Raw genomic sequence first — 15564 nt, forward strand, 5'->3', positions numbered from 1 at the left:
TTAATCTCAGCAGCAGGGACGTGGAAAGGTAAGTGCAGAGGCGACGCTGTTCAGTCCCGCCACGCGATTAGCCCATTCAGGGCCTGCTGTTGAATGGCAACAGCATGACTTAGGGCGCTTTGCTGCCAGCTCACTGCATCAGGTGAAAACGCCTGAGTTACTTGCGTAAGCAAAGCTTGACGCTCAATAGGATCGGAGACCGAACCGCCGTGTAGTCGCCTGTCGGCCTGCAATGCCTGCTGAAGCTTGTCCAGCGGTACGGTGCCAAACTCGATCACCGCGCCAGTCAATTGAGCCGGTGCTACGAATCGGGAAACCCCTTGAAACAGCAAGCCGGTATATTGCGGGCGTGCCGCCCCATCAAAACCGGCGGGGTTTTCGATATTGGCTTGACCCCACCATTCGCATGCCCGGTTCCATGCCTCGCTATTGCGGTCATTGAAACAAAGGAAAAACGGTTCTCCTGACTCCCCAAGCCCCGTATGCCAATCAATTAAAGCGACTTTTTCAGCACCACAAAGGTGCTGTTCAATAATTGACTGAAGCGTCAGATGGGACCATTCAGGCCCCTTGCCACCATAGCTCAAGCCCTCTGGATGCGCGTATTGCCCGCGCATACTGGCATCGGTAAAGGCAGGCATGCCCTTGTCATCGATCCATGCATTGATAGTGCGCTGGGCCTCCTTGGCAGCGCTCACGCCAAGTTCATGCGGGCCAATCCAGGGGTGCAGATACTCATATTCAAGGTTCTGGGGAACAGGCTGCGTCCAATCCACGAAGTTTCGATTGAGGTCGACGAGGCCTTCGGTGCACCGGCTCATATGAGCAGCCCCCCACGGATTGATCGCATGGATCAGTACCACCTGAACGTCAAGTGCCTGCGCGTGAGCACCGAGGGCTTGCATAAAAGCGATTTGCGCAGCGGAACCGATGAAGCACTCCGGGCCGTGAGTACCGCTCACTATGATCAATGCCCGCGTGCTCTCTGGCGGCCCGATTATGGCAACGTCGGTGGTCAGGCTACCGCCGTTGGGTGCCGCTACATCGTCGTTGAGGTAAACATGCAGTACGGCGCCTGCCTGGGCCGCAGCCATTTGAAATTTAGCTCGGGCCGTAGCGTAATCGGGCGAGAAACAACTTGATGTCAAAGCGAGGGAGACTTCGCGCATGAGTGATCCTTGAATGCAAAGCGGCACATGGATTTGGTCGGATCGTAACATGTTACGAATACTCCCTGTAAACTGCTAAAATGCCGCGCACGCAAAAAAGGTCCTCAAATGCCCAAAAAAATCGAAGTGGAAGCCCCCCCTGTTGTTGCGGGTCGTGTACGCGTCAGGCAAAGCGATGCGGCGTTCGATGCAGTGCACAGAGCTATCGTGCGCTGCGAACTGATGCCCGGTGTGCATGTATCCGAAGCCGAAATAGAAACCCGCTTTGGACTTAAGCGAGCGGCTACTCGCGCTGCGCTGGAGCGCCTGGCGGCCAAAGGGCTGGTTCGCCCGATGCATCGCCAGGGGTATCAGGTCAAACCCATCACTTTGCGCGACATCAACGAGCTGTATCAGATACGCGAAATCATTGAGTTAGCCACGGTTCGCATGGCGGCAGGCAAGGTCGATGAAGAGGGCCTGCGGCGTCTCGACCAAGCGTGCTCAAGGAGTTACGAGCCAGGCGATCGAGACAGCGAAGACCGCTTCCTTCAAGCCAATACCGAGTTTCACCTGGTGGTGGCGCAAGCCTCAGGCAATGAGCGCCTAGTGGAGATGCTAGCCAACGTTCTGAGTGAAATGGAGCGGTTGTTTCACCTAGGCCTGGCGCTGCGCGACCGCACCAACGAAATGCGACACGAGCATGAATCGCTTATTGCAGCGCTGACGGCTGGAGACTCAAAAGGCGCAGAAACAGTGGCGCGCATGGAATTGATCTCATCCAGGGCAATGGTGCTCGACGCCCTGATGTCTTCGTCCAGCCTGCTGGATGTAAACATCACCAGTGGCCCGGCTGGGCCACTTTCATTGAGCACCTGAGCTCACCCCGCCTTGATTGCTCGAGACACTGCAAGCTGACAGACCGGCAGTGTCTCGAGCTTGATCGCCGCATCGTGTAAAGCCCGTACCTCTCCAAGCAGCGGCGCACCTTAACGTCGCCCCCTCGCCTCCCATTGCATCGCAATGGTGCAACTTCGTGTCGGCGATTGTTCAGGATTGCTGATCCGCCAGCCGCGCAGCAGAGCCCCTCTTAGCCCGATATGGGCTGAATTTCTGTGTGTGGCACAGCTATTGCTGTGCATCAAAACAGACTCGTAACATGTTACGAGAGCCATCAGATCATTTCACAGATGATTTCCGGTCAGTAAATCGACCCGAGCAGACGTGCATACGATCTAAACGTTGTCCTTCCAGCGAAAAGGATCTGCTCATGCTCCGTAGAACCGTCAATGAATTTCTGGCAATAGGGCTGTGTGCCTTTGCAAGTCTTGCCAGCGCACAAAACGAAATCGCAGTCGGCTACCAACTGCCATTGACCGGCGATAACTCGCAATACGGCACGCTTTTCAAGAACTCGGCCGATATGGCGCTTGAGCAATTCAACGCGTCTGGAAAGCTGCCTGGCACGAAGGTGGTGATCAAGTACGAAGACAGCAAAAGCGACGCAAAAGAAGGCGTGAACATCGCGAGAAAATTCTCCGACGACGCCCATATTTTAGGCGTGATTGGCGACTTCAACTCAACCGTATCCATGGCAGCAGGGCAGATTTACGCCGAACAACATGTACCGCAGCTGTCCCAATCGGCCTCCCACCCCGACTTCCTCAAGATCAGCGACTGGCAGTTTCGTAACATCACCACAATGGCGGTCGAGTCGCCGTTCATAGCCAAATGGATGGCGCAGAACAACCTTAAGCGTTACGCCGTTATTGGTATTCAAAACGACTGGGGTCAAAGCTCAGTGAAGAACTTCAGTGAGGAGGCTGCCACGCTTGGAAATGAGGTGGTGGATACCGAGTTCTTTAACCCGGGCAACCGAGACTTTCGCTCAATACTGACCAAGGTGGCTCGCTCTAAGCCTGATGCAATCGTGCTGTTCATGTTTTATGAAGAGGCCGCCAGCTTCCTGCAACAACGCACACAGATGAACGTGCAAACCGTCGTCTACGGTGGTTCGCCACTGTATGAGCCCAAGCTTCTGCAACTGGCGGGGCCTGCGGCCAACGGCTTGATGATGCCTAGCACCTTCGTCGCGCAAAGTGCAGACGCTAGCGTCAGGGCCTACGTAGAGGGCTACCGCCAGCGGTATGGCAGCGAGCCAAGCATGTTTGCCGCGCAGGCTTACGATGCAACTAACATCATGCTCGACGCGATTGTTGCAGCAGGCCCCGAGCCGACTCGGGCCAAGGTTCGTGATGCACTGGCAGCGACGCATGACTACCCAGGGGTGACTGGCGCAACCACGTTCGACCCGGTCACTCGCGAAGTGACCAAGCAGTTGAATCGCATGATCGTTAGCGATGGCGCTTACAAGGTCATCCAATGATGGAAACCGATTTCCTTATACAACAGTTGATCAACGGCATTTCGATCGGATTGGTCTATGCCCTGATGGCGATCGGGTTCACGTTGATATTCGGAGTACTCAACGTCGTCAACTTTGCCCACGGCGAAATTTACATGCTGGGCGCTTTCGTTGGGTTACTGCTGATTACCACATTCGCACCGCCGCTGTTTGTCGTGATTATTTTCGTACTGGCTTTCGGTGCGGTGATGGGATTGGCGCTCGACCGATTGGCGTTCCGCCCATTCAGACGGTTTCGCGACGAGGCGTCGATGAAATCTAAAGCTATTCGCGAGGCCACGCTGCTGTCCTCGCTGGCACTGTCGATTGTGATTCGTGAGGGCGTCGAAAAAATATTCGGCGCCAACATGCAGGTGGTGCCGCAGGACTACCTGCTAATCAGCCCGGTTCAAATCGGCAGTTTCTCGTTTGCCAGCGGTCAGTTCCTGATTTTCGGCTTATCAATGGCAATGTTGGTCGGATTGCAACTATTGCTGTTCAAAACCCACATTGGGCGCTCAATCCGTGCAGTGGCCAGCAACCCGGCAGGCGCCATGTATGTCGGCATCCACACCGAAAACGTGATCATGGCGACGTTCGCCGTTGGCTCAATGCTGGGGGCCAGTGCCGGCATCGTCGTTGGCCTGTACCAGGGTGCGGTATTTCCGGCGATGGGTTTCGCGCCGGGTATCAAGGCATTCGTGGCGATGGTCATGGGCGGGTTGCACTCGATTCCAGGGGCGGTGATATGCGCACTGATATTGGGTATCGCTGAAACGTTTACCACCAGTTATCTGGCCCAAGGCTGGGGTGACCTGGTGGCCTACGCCTTTCTGCTGCTGACGCTGATTTTCTTCCCCACCGGTATTTTTGGCGCTGCCCGCGAGCGCGTTTAAGGAGGCTGCAATGACATCGAAAAAAACAGTCGCCGCGATGCTGATCCTGATGCTAGTCGTCGTGCCGGCCTTCCTGTACTGGCTCAACGCAAGCTACTGGTTCGGCGTCGCAGGAACCATGATGGTCTTCGCGATTCTGGCGGTGAGCGCCAACCTCATCACAGGTACCACCGGCTTGCTCTCATTGGGCCATGCCGGGTTTTACGGCATAGGCGCCTATACCGCCGCAATGACGGCCACTGCCTGGCATTGGCCGTTCTACCTGACCATCCCGGCAGCGGGCCTGGCCGCGGCAGGCGTGGGCATCTTGCTGGCCCTGCCAATTATGCGCCTGGTCGGTATTTACTTTGCCGTCGCCACCCTGGCCGTCGGCGAGATAATCCATGTAACGCTGCTCAACTGGGTCGATTTTACGCACGGCCCGATGGGCATCTCGGGGATTCCAGGAATTGCCCTGGCGGGCGTGTTCAAAAGCGGCAATCTGGCTAACTATTTTGCTGGTGCGGGTCTGCTGATCGCGACAGTTTTTGCCGTGCACCGATTGACGCACTCCTATTACGGCAACGCCTTGCGCTCACTGCGTGAGGACGATCAGTGCGCCCAGGCAATGGGGCTGAAAGTGGTGCGCATCAAGACCGAGGCCTTTGCGTTCAGCTGCTTTTTTGCCGGGGTCGCCGGCGCGCTGTGGGCGCACACAACGCAATATATTTCCCCAGGCGACTTCCGCTTTTCTGAGTCGATACTGATCTTGGCAATGGTTGTTGTCGGAGGGTTGGGGAGTATTCCAGGCGCCCTGATAGGTGCGTTGCTGCTCGTTGGGCTGCCAGAAGTTCTAAGGCCGTTCGGTGACTATCGAATGATTGGCGTAGGGCTGGTGATGTTTCTCTGCATCCTGTTCTTGCCCCGTGGCATCTGTGGCGAAGTCAGTGCCATGGCACTGGCGCGTAAGCACCTGAATGCGGCGTGGAAACCCTCACAACAACTGGGCTGGCGGTGAAATGAACATGACGACATCGGTGAAGGCCCACAGTGCACCTGCTCAACTGCTGCTTATGGAAGACGTCACCCGTCGCTTCGGCGGCCTGACCGCCGTCGAAGGCTTTACCGGGCACGTAGGCTTCGGTGATCGGGTGGGGCTGATAGGCCCCAACGGGGCAGGAAAAACGACGCTCTTTAACCTCATTACCGGGATAACCGGAGTGTCTTCGGGCACGGTGCATTTTTGCGGTGAGCGTGTCACCGGCCTGGCCCCCGACAATCTTGCGCGAATGGGCGTAGCGCGCACGTTTCAAAATCTTCGGGTGCTGCCGAACATGAGCGTTTTCGACAACGTTTCAATCGGCGCTCTGGGCGTGGTCGGGCATTCGCCGTGGAGCAGCCTTTTCGGGCGGCGAACATTGTCCAATCGCATTAGCAAGTTGACCTGGCAAGCACTGGAGCGGACCGGGCTGTGTGACCAAGCAGGAATGTTAGCGGCGAACCTTTCTTACGGACGGCGCAAATACCTGGAAATCGCCCGCGCGTTGGCCTTACAGCCAAAGCTGTTGATTCTGGATGAGCCGGCAGCAGGACTTAACGACACAGAAACAGCGGAACTGGCGTTTTTTATCCGAAGCCTGTCCGACCAGGGGCTGTCGGTGATGTTGGTGGAGCATGACATGGGGTTCGTCATGTCGCTGTGTGATCGAATAATGGTCATGGCGTCGGGCCGCAAAATTGCGGATGGACCACCCGCACATATAGCAGCCCATCCAGCGGTTCTGGAAGCCTATCTGGGAACAGAGGAGGATGAACTTTGAATCCCCACGTTCAACCTATCCTGAGTATCGAGAACCTGACAGTGCGCATTGGACCGCAAACCATTTTGCAGAATGTGTCACTGGAAGTTGCGCCATGCAGCATCGTCAGCGTGTTAGGCAGCAATGGTGTAGGCAAAACCACGCTGATGCGAGCGATCTCCGGTATCTATCCCGTCGCCTCAGGTCGCATTGTTTTCGATGGGCAGGACATCACCAACAAGCCGTCGCACCAGATCGTCACCAAAGGTCTTGCCCAAGCGCCAGAGGGGCGTCAGATTTTTTTCGGAATGAGTGTGCTGGAGAACTTGCGCCTGGGTGCGGGCAAGCGTCCCTATCGAGAGTTCAACGAGTCGCTTGAGCAAATGTTGGTGCTTTTTCCTCGCCTGAAGGAGCGCCTGCTACAAAAAGCCGGAACGATGTCTGGCGGCGAGCAGCAAATGCTTTGCGTGGCCAGAGCGCTGATGAGCCGTCCCCGTCTGCTTTTGATGGACGAGCCCTCCCTGGGTCTGGCACCCAAGGTGATACGTCAGATTTTCGACCTTACTCAAACCATTCGCGCCGGCGGAACGGCAGTACTGCTGGTGGAGCAGAATGCTCGTGCTGCACTGCGCGTGGCTGATTACGCTTACATCCTTGACTCAGGCACGGTTTCACTCTCAGGGCCTGCTGAGCAGATGGCCAACGATGCGCGAGTTCGCGCAGCTTACTTAGGAGGACATGCGGCATGAGTCAGCTAGAACCTATACCCCCGGACGCTCCGTTGCCGCCTTCACTATGGACGGAGAGCGCCAAGCCAGCGTCACAGACCATGCAGTTGTCCCACGCTCATCTTAGAGCCGACGTAGTCGTGATAGGTGCTGGCTTCACCGGTTTGTCTGCTGCTTTGCAATTAGCTGAAACAGGTGTCGATGTCGTAGTTTTGGAGGCTGCTGAACTTGGCTGGGGCGCCTCAGGCCGTAATAATGGCCAGGTGATCCCCTGTTTGTCCCGTGCAGATCCAGACCTGCTTTTAAAGGTATTCGGAGCTCAAAAAGGCGAGGCATTTATCGGGCTGATCCGTGACTCCGCGAGCACGGTATTCGACCTGATCCGAAAGTATGGAATCGAATGTGAGGCCGTTCAGAATGGCTGGGTACAGCCTGCACATAGACCCAGTCGGATGTCATTGGTAAGCGCTCGCTGCAAACAATGGAGGCTGCGTGGCGCTCCGGTAGAATTGCTCGACCGTGATCAAGTTACAGCCATCACCGGGTCTAATTACTGGCACGGTGGCTGGCAAAACCCCACAGGGGGGCACGTTAACCCGTTGGGACTAGTGCGAGGCCTTGCGGCTGCGGCCATGAAATTCGGTGCACGCATCTATACACAAAGTCCGGCACTGGGCATCTTGCCCGCAGGCCCAAACTGGCGGGTTGAAACCAGGGATGGCGTGGTCATTGCCAAAAAAGTCATCATCGCTACCCACGCCTACAGCAGCACATTTTCCAATTCACTTTGGCCGGGCTTGGATCGCACATTCATCCCAATTCGCTCATATCAGATGGCAACCGCGCCAATACCCGAAGGACTTCGTGCAGGAATTCTACCGTTTAACCATGCAATGTCCGACACGCATGGCGACTTGCATTTCTGTCGATTCGATAGCGTAGGGCGGTTGATAACGGGAGGGGCGTTAGTTCTGCATAATAATTTTGAAGAGCGCTTGCAGCGACGTATAGGGACGCGGCTGAAGGACATGTTCCCAGCACTTTGCGAGTTGGGGTCCAAGCCTTTCGAGCACATCTGGCACGGTAACCTGGCAATCACTGCCGATGCCGTCCCCCATGTGCATAAGCTGGCTGATGGGGTCTATGCGTGGCTTGGATGCAACGGTCGGGGGCTTGCACTGGCAACCGCCATCGGTGGCGCGTTAGCCGATGTAGTCAAAGGCTTACCTGAGTCAAAATCACCGTTGCCTTTTGCTGCACTCGAACCGATTTTTTCGCACAGTTTAGCCAAAAGGGTTGCCCCCTTCGGCCTGCTTGGATACCGATGGAGAGACGGTCGTGATTGAGCGCCCCCAGCGGTAGTTGGAAGTACAACGTTGCCCCAAAACCTCCTCATTGAGTATTGCGCATGCGTAAGCATATCCAAGGTATCGACCATGTGGTGATCGCCGCCAGCAGCATGGACGCCGTTGCAAAAACCTATGGCCAGTTGGGCTTTACACTCACCCCCCGCGGTTACCATTCCATGGGATCGGAAAATCACTGCGTAATGTTTGAGGACGACTACTTTGAGTTGCTTACCGTTCCGCGTCCGCATCCGGCAACACGCTATTTCCAGTCATTTGTGGAGGACGGAGGAGATGGGCTATGCGCATTGGCATTAATGACCGACGACGCGTCAGGTTTTCACGATGAGCTGAATCGTTCTAACATTGGCAGCGGCTCGCCTTTGGACTTTTCGCGGCCAGTCCAATTGCCGGAGGGCACCCGTGATGCGCGCTTCCGTATCACCCAGGTCGACTTGGAGTCGACCCCAGCGGGTCGAGTTTTTGCCTGCCAACATTTTACTAGGGACGTCGTCTGGCGTAGCGAATACACCCATCATTCTAACGGCGTAATTGGCTTGGCGAGTGTCACAGTCATCACTGACCAGGTGAAACTACTCGCATCAGCTTATGGTCAAGTATTTGACCGTGACTGTGCACCCAGTTCGTTGTTTACGCCTGGTCTGCAAATAGATACCGGTAATGTGCCTTTACATTTCACCAGCGAAGCCGCTTTCAATGCCTGCTATCCCGGTCTGACGCTGGCGAACCGCCCCAATGCCTATTACGGAGCCATAGGCTTCAGCGTTAAGAGCCTTACGCCTTTACGCGCTATCTTGCAGAAAAACGGCATTTCTTTCGTCGATATCTCACCCACCACACTGGGGATAAGCGGACAGTACTGTCACGGAGTGACGCTTCTGTTTCACCTGTGAACTGGCTCCACTGAACGAGCCCCATGAAAGGCAGGACACCGTTTCCCTCTTACGATAAGGGATAGGCAAGCGGTTATATTTATGACTAACAGCGACGACAAGAGTGGGGCGCTTCTGGGCCAGGAGCGCTGACGCCGCTGGAGCGCGGAGCAAAGACTGGCCATGGTTCGCGAGAGCCTTGAGCCTGGGCAAAGCGTTTCGGTAGTCGCTCGGCGCAACGGCATCAATGTCAACCTTGTCGTCTAGGTCTCGCTACCGCATCTGGGAATAATGCCCTGGCAGCAGAGGCTAGCGCGCAAACCGCTTGGCCCCGGCCACACAGCCGATCACCGCGACCGTCACCAGCACCATGCCCAGGCTGACCTGCTCATGCAGCAGGCCCGCTGCCAGCGCCAGGCCGAAGAATGGTTGCAGTAGCTGCAACTGGCCGACCGCAGCGATGCCGCCCTGCGCCAACCCCCGGTACCAGAACACAAACCCGATCAGCATGCTGAACAGCGCCACATAGCCCAGGCTCAGCCATGCCGGCAGGCTGATGCCGGTGAAGGTCGGCGGCGCGAGCATCAGGCTCAACGGCAGCGCCACCGGCAACGACACCACCAGCGCCCAGCAGATTACTTGCCAGCCGCCCAGGCTGCGCGACAGCTTGGCGCCCTCGGCATAACCCAGGCCGCAGACCAGCACCGCCAACAGCATCAGCAGGTCACCGGTCGGGGCGGCGCTCAGGCCCTGGGCGACGGCATAGCCCATCACCAGCGCACTGCCCAGGATCGAAAACAGCCAGAACACCGGGCGTGGCCGCTCGCCGCCGCGCAGTACGCCGAAGACTGCGGTGGCCAGCGGTAGCAGGCCGATGAATACGATGGAGTGCGCGGAGGTCACATATTGCAGGGCCAGCGCCGTCAGCAAGGGGAAACCGATGACCACGCCGAGGGCAACGATGGCCAGGGGCATCCATTGCGCGCGCGCTGGGCGCTTTTCCTTGAATAACCACAACAAGCACAGCGCCAGCACGCCGGCCAGGGTGGCGCGCAGCAGGGTGAAGAACACCGGCTCGAATTCCATCACCGCCAGGCGCGTCGCCGGCAGCGAACCGCTGAAAATCACCACGCCGATAAAACCATTGATCCAGCCCTGCGTGCTATTGGCCAGGGGATTGAGCGGTGAGGTACGTTCCATGACGAGGGCCCGAAAAGGAGAAGTTGCGTGCGGGCCATGCTAGGCATGAAGATTAAGACAATCAAAAAATTGTCATGGATACATCGCCGATGCCCCGCGCCCGTTACAAAACCCTGGTCGACACCTTTGCCGAGGACATCCGCAGCGGCAGGCTATTGCCCGGCGTCCGCCTGCCCACCCATCGACAACTGGCCGCGCGCCATGGCCTGGCGCTGGTCACCGCCAGCCGGGTGTATGCCGAGCTGGCGGCCATGGGCCTGGTCAGTGGTGAAACCGGTCGCGGCACGTTCGTGCGCGAGATTTCCCTGCCACCGGGGCAGGGCAGTGGGCAGATGAGCGTGGCGCCGGGCATGCTGGATCTGAATTTCAACTACCCGTCATTGCCGGGTCAGGCCGATCTGCTACGCACGGCGTTGCGTCAACTGGCGCTGTCGGGGGATCTGGAGGCGTTGTTGCGCTACCAGCCCCACGCCGGGCGCCAGCATGAGCGTGCGGCGGTGGCGCGTCATCTGCTGAGTCGTGGGCTGACGGTCGAGGCTGACCAAGTGCTAGTGGTCAGCGGCGCACAACATGGGTTGGCCGTGACGCTGATGGCGCTGCTCAAGCCGGGGGATGTGATCGCCGTCGACGCGTTGACGTATTCGGGGTTCAAGGTGCTGGCCGAGACCCTGCACCTGGAAATGTTGCCGATCGCGGTCACCGCCAGCGGCCCGGACCTCGATCATCTGCACAGCCTGTGTCTCAAACGTCCGGTACGTGCGGTGTACAGCATGCCGACCCTGCATAATCCGCTGGGCTGGGTGATGGGCCTGGAGCAGCGCGAACAACTAGTGGCCATCGCCCGTCAGCACAATCTGATGATCATCGAGGACGCCGCCTACGCGTTTTTGGCAGAACATGCACCACCGCCTTTGGCGACACTCGCACCGGAACGCACGGTGTATGTCGGCGGCCTTTCCAAAAGCGTCGCCACTGGCCTGCGGGTCGGCTTTGTGTCAGCCCCGGCGGCTTGGGTGAAGGCTCTGGAGCGCAGTATCATGGCCACTACCTGGAATGTGCCGGGGGTGATGAGCGCGATTGTGGTGGCCTGGCTCGACGATGGCACGGTCGCCCAGTTGGAAGCACAAAAACGCCAGGATGCCCAGGCGAGGCAGGCATTGGCGGCACAGGTGCTGAAGGGGCTGGCGTACATCAGTCATCCCTCGTCGTATTTTCTCTGGCTACCCCTGGCCGAGGATGCCCGGGCCGATCAGATCGCCATGACTTTGCAGCGCGAAAATATTGCCGTATCCACCGCCGAACCCTTTGCCGTCGGCGCCCATGTGCCCCATGCGCTGCGCCTGGCGTTGGGTTCGGTGGGGATGACGGCGCTGCAGGAGGCGTTGGTGGCGGTACGCAAGGTGGTGGCATGGTGAACTTAGCTTAGGCGGCTCACCACCGCAGTCAGAGCGTGAAGCCGCGCGCCATAATGCGTACTGACGCTATCCGCCACTTCCTGCTTAAGTGGCACATCGCTATGCTACTGGCAAAACACCGAACCACCTTGGGAGAAAAAATGGACTTTAATTGGCACAGCGACCCCCTCACCCGCAGCACCCCGATCACCCGTCACTACAAAAACACCCAGAACGTGCGCCGTTTCATGCTTGAACACTGCGGCCCGGGGTTCAAGTTCGACCGCGCATTCATGGCCTGGATTCGCAACGACACGGCCAAAACCCTGGGCGACATGGTGGATGAGTGGCAGCGTCGAAACGAGCGCTTGTGATCACCCAAGGCATGGCGGTGCTGATCGACTACGGCACCCATTTGACGCCAGGCCTGCTGCTGTTCGGCGTGTGGTTTGCACTCACCCCCAGGTCGATGACGGCGATGCGCATCCTGATTCTGTTGGCGGCGTTTGTGCTGATGCGCGATGCGATGACGCCGTTGCGCATGTGGTCGATCAGTGACGACGTGCAGATTGCATTCACCGCCAATGCCTTTGTGCTGGCGGCGCTGGGCGGTCTATCGCTGTTGCTGGTTGCCGGGCTCGCGTGGGTGGCGCCGGACTTGTCGCGGTTGGTCCTGTGGTCCAAAGGCAATTGCGCCGTCGGACTGGCGACCGGGTTGGCGGTAGGCTGCCTGATCGGCGTACCGCTGCGGCTTTACCAAGGTGTGGATACGCAAGCGATCCACGACTACTGGGTGTGGCTGCCAGGCATGGTGGTGTTGGCCTATGGCGCCAATGCGTTGGAAGAGGTGTTGTTTCGCGGTTATCTGCAGGGGTATCTGGAGCAACAACTGACGCCGCTGCGGGCGGCCTTGATCAGCGGCGTGGCGTTCGCGGCCTGCCATGCCTTTCTGGCCCTGAGCGTCACCCAACTGGGCTGGCCGGTGTTGCTCTTTACCCTGATCGAGGGGCTGGCCTGCGCATTGTTGCGCATGCGTCATGGTGTGTTGGCCGCGACGCTCGCCCATGGCACGGCGATCCTGTTGATTGCCGTGCCGCTGGTTGCTTAAGCGAAATGCGCTGCAAATGTGGGAGCAAGCAAGCCAACTCCCACATTTTCAACGCACTCAGCGTGGCGTGAGTGCCGGTGTACGCGGCGGAATCAGGCGATTGCTGCCGGTGGCCTCATACGCCGATGCCAGCCGCAGCAGCGTAGAGTCATCGTAGGCACGCCCGGCAAAGGTCAGCCCGACCGGCATGCCAATATCCGCCATCACGCCCATCGGCACGGTAACGGTCGGCACGCCCAGATGGCGAATGGCAAGGTTGCCGTTGGCGACCCACACGCCATTGCTCCAGGCGATATCGGCGGAGGCTTCATTCACATCGGCATCCGCAGGGCCGACGTCGGCCACGGTAGGGAAAATCACCGCGTCGAGGCCGAGCTTATCCATCCAGTCTTCCAGGTCGATGCGCCGGGTCTGTTCGAGGCCGCGCAAGCCGTCGGGCAGGGTGCTGATCTGGTCCCACGGGGTGATCCCGCGTTGGGCCATGCGCACGTATTCGTCCATGCCGGCGGCCAGTTCGTCCTCACGGTTGGGCAAGGTGCCAGGGTCATGGGGGAAAATCTTCGGCCCGTCGACATCCGCCAGGCGGTTCAGGCTCGGGTCGTTATTGGCACGCAAGAAGTCATCGAAGGCCCACGCGGACAGTTCCCACAACTCATCGTGTAGGAATTCCTTGGACACCAGGCCACGGGTAAACACCGTCGGCGCACCGGGACGGTCGCCTTCGCAGTTGGACACCAGCGGGAAATCCACTTCGATGACTTCGGCCCCGGCGGCTTCAAGGGCCTGGCGGGCGGCTTGCCACAGGGCGATGACACTGGCGCGGGTGATGATTTTTTGCCCGGTCGGGCCACCGATGCCGGGTTTCTCGCTGGTGCCGGCGTCGGGGTCGGCGTTGATGTACATGCGTGGTACGCCAAAGCGTTTGCCCGCGAGGGATTCGGCTGTCGCGGCCAGTTCAGCGTAAGCCGCCGGGCGCACCGAGGCGACGCTGGGGATCGGCACCCAAGGCTGTAGGCGCCACAGGTCGCCACGGGTGTCGGGGTCTTCGGCGACCACCACGTCGAGTACTTCCAGCAGGTCGGCCATGGTGCGTGCATAAGGCACCACCACGTCCATGGTCGGGGTCAGTGGCCAGTTGCCGCGCACCGAAATCACCCCACGCGACGGGGTATAGGCACACAGGCCATTGTTGGACGCCGGGCCACGCCCGCTCGACCAGGTTTCTTCCGCCAGGCCGAATGCCGCGAAGCTCGCAGCAGTCGCGGTGCCGGCGCCGTTGGACGAGCCGGAGGCAAACGGTGCCGTCAGGTAGGCGGCGTTATACGGGCTTTCCGCGCGGCCATACACGCCACGCTGCATGCCACCATTGGCCATCGGCGGCATGTTGGTCTTGCCCAGGCAAATGGCGCCACCGGCCCGCAGCCGCTCGATGGTGAAGGCGTCGCGATGGGCAATCAGCTTGGCGAACGCCGGGCTGCCGGACGCCGCCGTGAGGCCCTTGACCAGGTAACTGTCCTTGGCGGTATAGGGAATGCCATCCAGTGGTCCCAGTGTGGCGCCCTTGGCCCGGCGTGCATCGGACGCCTGGGCTTCTTCCAGGGCTGCGGGGTTGCGCACCACCACGGCATTCAGCGCGGTCGCTGTCTGCGCACCGTCATAGGCGTCGATCCGCGCCAGGTAAGCCTGGACCAGCTCAACGGCCGTGGTCTGGCCGGACTCAAGCGCTGCGCGCAATTGGGCAATGGAGACTTCGGTAACTTGCATCACGTTTTTTTCGCCGCCTTCAAGTGGGGGTATGGCGGCAGTCTACGGACAGATATTTCACAAAACCAGCGGCGAATAATCTTCGAAAGCGCGGCGCATGACCTGCCACGTGAAGTCGTCGGCGGGAATCAGATGCTCGATCCGCAGCGAGGCGAGAGTAATGTCCTGGGGCATGCCGAAGGTGGTGAAGGTCGATAGAAAGTTCAGCTCGCCCTGGGTCGAGCGCACACGGGTCAACACCAGTGGCGGCATGGCGGTGGGCAGCTCGGTGTGGACGGGCACCGGCAGGCTGGCCAACAGCGCGGCCAGCGCCGGGTTACCCAAGGCCTCGCGGGTTGCCCGTTGCCAGGCAAGGGTGCGGATTTCTTCGGCGTTGATCAGGTGATCGCCCAGGCCGCCCGATTGCAGCAAGGTGCTCAGCAGGTTCACCCCATCCGCCGCATCCGGGTTGATCCCGACCAACCCAAAGAGCACGGCGGTACTGGTATTGGCCGCCAGCACTTGCCACTCGCTGCCGAGCAGAATCGCTGGCGCGGGGTTGTTGGCGTGCAGCACATGGCTGACCGCTTCGCGAATCGCCGCCATGGCCGGCGAGGCGAGCGGCGTGGCGGCGTAACGCGGGGCGAAGCCGGCGGCGAGGAATACGCAGTTGCACTGGTCGAGGGGCGCCTGCAGCGCGGTCAGCAGATTGTGCAGGGTGCCGGGGCTCGGCTTGGCGCGGCCGGTTTCCAGGCAACTGAGGTGGCGCTGCGAAATCCCGGTGATCAGGGCCAGGTCGAGCTGGCTCAAATGCGCCTGTCGGCGTAGCCGGCGCAAGTGTTCGCCGGCGGTAACAGGGTTGTCCATGGCGTGACCATGACCTCCGAGGTCATTGCGAGGGGCTGAACCTTATCACTATCGTGGGC

The 15564-nt window shown here is 59.2% G+C and carries 15 protein-coding genes and 1 pseudogene; 12 read left to right on the plus strand and 4 right to left on the minus strand.

What is annotated here, in order from left to right:
- Positions 1-50: 50 nt before the first annotated feature.
- Positions 51-1169, minus strand: a complete 1119-nt coding sequence (locus ACS5Q8_RS13220) for a DUF2817 domain-containing protein (protein ID WP_276197875.1) — start codon at positions 1167-1169, stop codon at positions 51-53.
- A gap of 108 nt (positions 1170-1277) precedes the next feature.
- On the opposite strand from ACS5Q8_RS13220, the gene ACS5Q8_RS13225 reads away from it, so the two are divergent.
- The 9 genes and pseudogenes from ACS5Q8_RS13225 to ACS5Q8_RS13265 form a co-directional block, all read left to right on the plus strand.
- Positions 1278-2027: a GntR family transcriptional regulator gene (locus ACS5Q8_RS13225; RefSeq protein ID WP_276197876.1), complete on the plus strand. Its 750-nt coding sequence runs from the start codon at positions 1278-1280 to the stop codon at positions 2025-2027.
- Positions 2028-2418: 391 nt separating this feature from the next.
- Positions 2419-3534 (plus strand): ABC transporter substrate-binding protein, encoded by a 1116-nt coding sequence (locus ACS5Q8_RS13230; protein ID WP_276197877.1) that lies wholly within the window; start codon positions 2419-2421, stop codon positions 3532-3534.
- On the plus strand, positions 3534-4448 hold the full coding sequence (locus ACS5Q8_RS13235; RefSeq protein ID WP_443695678.1) for a branched-chain amino acid ABC transporter permease: 915 nt from the start codon (positions 3534-3536) through the stop codon (positions 4446-4448). Before ACS5Q8_RS13230 ends, ACS5Q8_RS13235 begins: the two co-directional genes overlap by 1 nt.
- 10 nt (positions 4449-4458) lie before the next feature.
- A complete protein-coding gene (locus ACS5Q8_RS13240; RefSeq protein WP_463886543.1) occupies positions 4459-5445 on the plus strand; it encodes a branched-chain amino acid ABC transporter permease in 987 nt (328 codons plus the stop codon).
- A gap of 1 nt (position 5446) precedes the next feature.
- Positions 5447-6247, plus strand: coding sequence for an ABC transporter ATP-binding protein (locus ACS5Q8_RS13245; RefSeq protein ID WP_465160287.1), 801 nt, complete (start codon positions 5447-5449; stop codon positions 6245-6247).
- Positions 6244-6975, plus strand: a complete 732-nt coding sequence (locus ACS5Q8_RS13250) for an ABC transporter ATP-binding protein (protein WP_443695676.1) — start codon at positions 6244-6246, stop codon at positions 6973-6975. The genes ACS5Q8_RS13245 and ACS5Q8_RS13250 overlap by 4 nt, the downstream gene beginning before the upstream one ends.
- Positions 6972-8300 carry an NAD(P)/FAD-dependent oxidoreductase gene (locus tag ACS5Q8_RS13255; RefSeq protein WP_426101704.1) on the plus strand — a complete coding sequence of 443 codons (1329 nt, stop codon included), beginning with the start codon at positions 6972-6974 and terminating at the stop codon, positions 8298-8300. Before ACS5Q8_RS13250 ends, ACS5Q8_RS13255 begins: the two co-directional genes overlap by 4 nt.
- Positions 8301-8362: 62 nt before the next feature.
- Positions 8363-9214 carry a VOC family protein gene (locus tag ACS5Q8_RS13260; RefSeq protein ID WP_426101702.1) on the plus strand — a complete coding sequence of 284 codons (852 nt, stop codon included), beginning with the start codon at positions 8363-8365 and terminating at the stop codon, positions 9212-9214.
- A gap of 132 nt (positions 9215-9346) precedes the next feature.
- Positions 9347-9448: pseudogene (locus ACS5Q8_RS13265) on the plus strand (transposase); the annotation flags it as partial.
- Positions 9449-9502: 54 nt separating this feature from the next.
- On the opposite strand, the gene ACS5Q8_RS13270 reads toward ACS5Q8_RS13265, so the two are convergent.
- Complete coding sequence (locus ACS5Q8_RS13270; protein ID WP_276192783.1) at positions 9503-10393, minus strand: DMT family transporter; 891 nt, start codon at positions 10391-10393, stop codon at positions 9503-9505.
- Positions 10394-10482: 89 nt separating this feature from the next.
- Between ACS5Q8_RS13270 and ACS5Q8_RS13275 the strand changes: the two genes are divergently transcribed.
- The 3 genes from ACS5Q8_RS13275 (at position 10483) to ACS5Q8_RS13285 (ending at position 12895) form a co-directional block, all read left to right on the plus strand.
- Entirely contained in the window at positions 10483-11808 is a 1326-nt protein-coding gene (locus ACS5Q8_RS13275) for an aminotransferase-like domain-containing protein (RefSeq protein ID WP_465160288.1), read from the plus strand.
- Positions 11809-11948: 140 nt separating this feature from the next.
- A complete protein-coding gene (locus ACS5Q8_RS13280; RefSeq protein WP_426101696.1) occupies positions 11949-12161 on the plus strand; it encodes a DUF6434 domain-containing protein in 213 nt (70 codons plus the stop codon).
- Positions 12158-12895, plus strand: coding sequence for a CPBP family intramembrane glutamic endopeptidase (locus ACS5Q8_RS13285; protein ID WP_276192786.1), 738 nt, complete (start codon positions 12158-12160; stop codon positions 12893-12895). Before ACS5Q8_RS13280 ends, ACS5Q8_RS13285 begins: the two co-directional genes overlap by 4 nt.
- A gap of 57 nt (positions 12896-12952) precedes the next feature.
- Here the strand turns inward: ACS5Q8_RS13285 and ACS5Q8_RS13290 are convergent, their stop codons facing one another.
- Both ACS5Q8_RS13290 and ACS5Q8_RS13295 read right to left on the minus strand, forming a co-directional pair.
- Positions 12953-14662: an amidase gene (locus ACS5Q8_RS13290; protein WP_276192787.1), complete on the minus strand. Its 1710-nt coding sequence runs from the start codon at positions 14660-14662 to the stop codon at positions 12953-12955.
- Positions 14663-14716: 54 nt separating this feature from the next.
- Positions 14717-15505, minus strand: coding sequence for a helix-turn-helix domain-containing protein (locus ACS5Q8_RS13295; protein ID WP_465160289.1), 789 nt, complete (start codon positions 15503-15505; stop codon positions 14717-14719).
- Positions 15506-15564 lie beyond the last annotated feature (59 nt).

The organism is Pseudomonas sp. PAMC25584 (assembly GCF_058135675.1).

Coding starts and splice junctions, on each gene's coding strand:
- ACS5Q8_RS13275 (WP_465160288.1), top strand. CDS start 10,483: ATGCCCCGCGCCCGTTACAAAACCCTGGTCGACACCTTTGCCGAGGAC.
- ACS5Q8_RS13235 (WP_443695678.1), top strand. CDS start 3,534: ATGGAAACCGATTTCCTTATACAACAGTTGATCAACGGCATTTCGATC.
- ACS5Q8_RS13270 (WP_276192783.1), bottom strand. CDS start 10,393: ATGGAACGTACCTCACCGCTCAATCCCCTGGCCAATAGCACGCAGGGC.
- ACS5Q8_RS13245 (WP_465160287.1), top strand. CDS start 5,447: ATGAACATGACGACATCGGTGAAGGCCCACAGTGCACCTGCTCAACTG.
- ACS5Q8_RS13220 (WP_276197875.1), bottom strand. CDS start 1,169: ATGCGCGAAGTCTCCCTCGCTTTGACATCAAGTTGTTTCTCGCCCGAT.
- ACS5Q8_RS13280 (WP_426101696.1), top strand. CDS start 11,949: ATGGACTTTAATTGGCACAGCGACCCCCTCACCCGCAGCACCCCGATC.
- ACS5Q8_RS13295 (WP_465160289.1), bottom strand. CDS start 15,505: ATGGACAACCCTGTTACCGCCGGCGAACACTTGCGCCGGCTACGCCGA.
- ACS5Q8_RS13230 (WP_276197877.1), top strand. CDS start 2,419: ATGCTCCGTAGAACCGTCAATGAATTTCTGGCAATAGGGCTGTGTGCC.
- ACS5Q8_RS13255 (WP_426101704.1), top strand. CDS start 6,972: ATGAGTCAGCTAGAACCTATACCCCCGGACGCTCCGTTGCCGCCTTCA.
- ACS5Q8_RS13240 (WP_463886543.1), top strand. CDS start 4,459: ATGACATCGAAAAAAACAGTCGCCGCGATGCTGATCCTGATGCTAGTC.
- ACS5Q8_RS13260 (WP_426101702.1), top strand. CDS start 8,363: ATGCGTAAGCATATCCAAGGTATCGACCATGTGGTGATCGCCGCCAGC.
- ACS5Q8_RS13225 (WP_276197876.1), top strand. CDS start 1,278: ATGCCCAAAAAAATCGAAGTGGAAGCCCCCCCTGTTGTTGCGGGTCGT.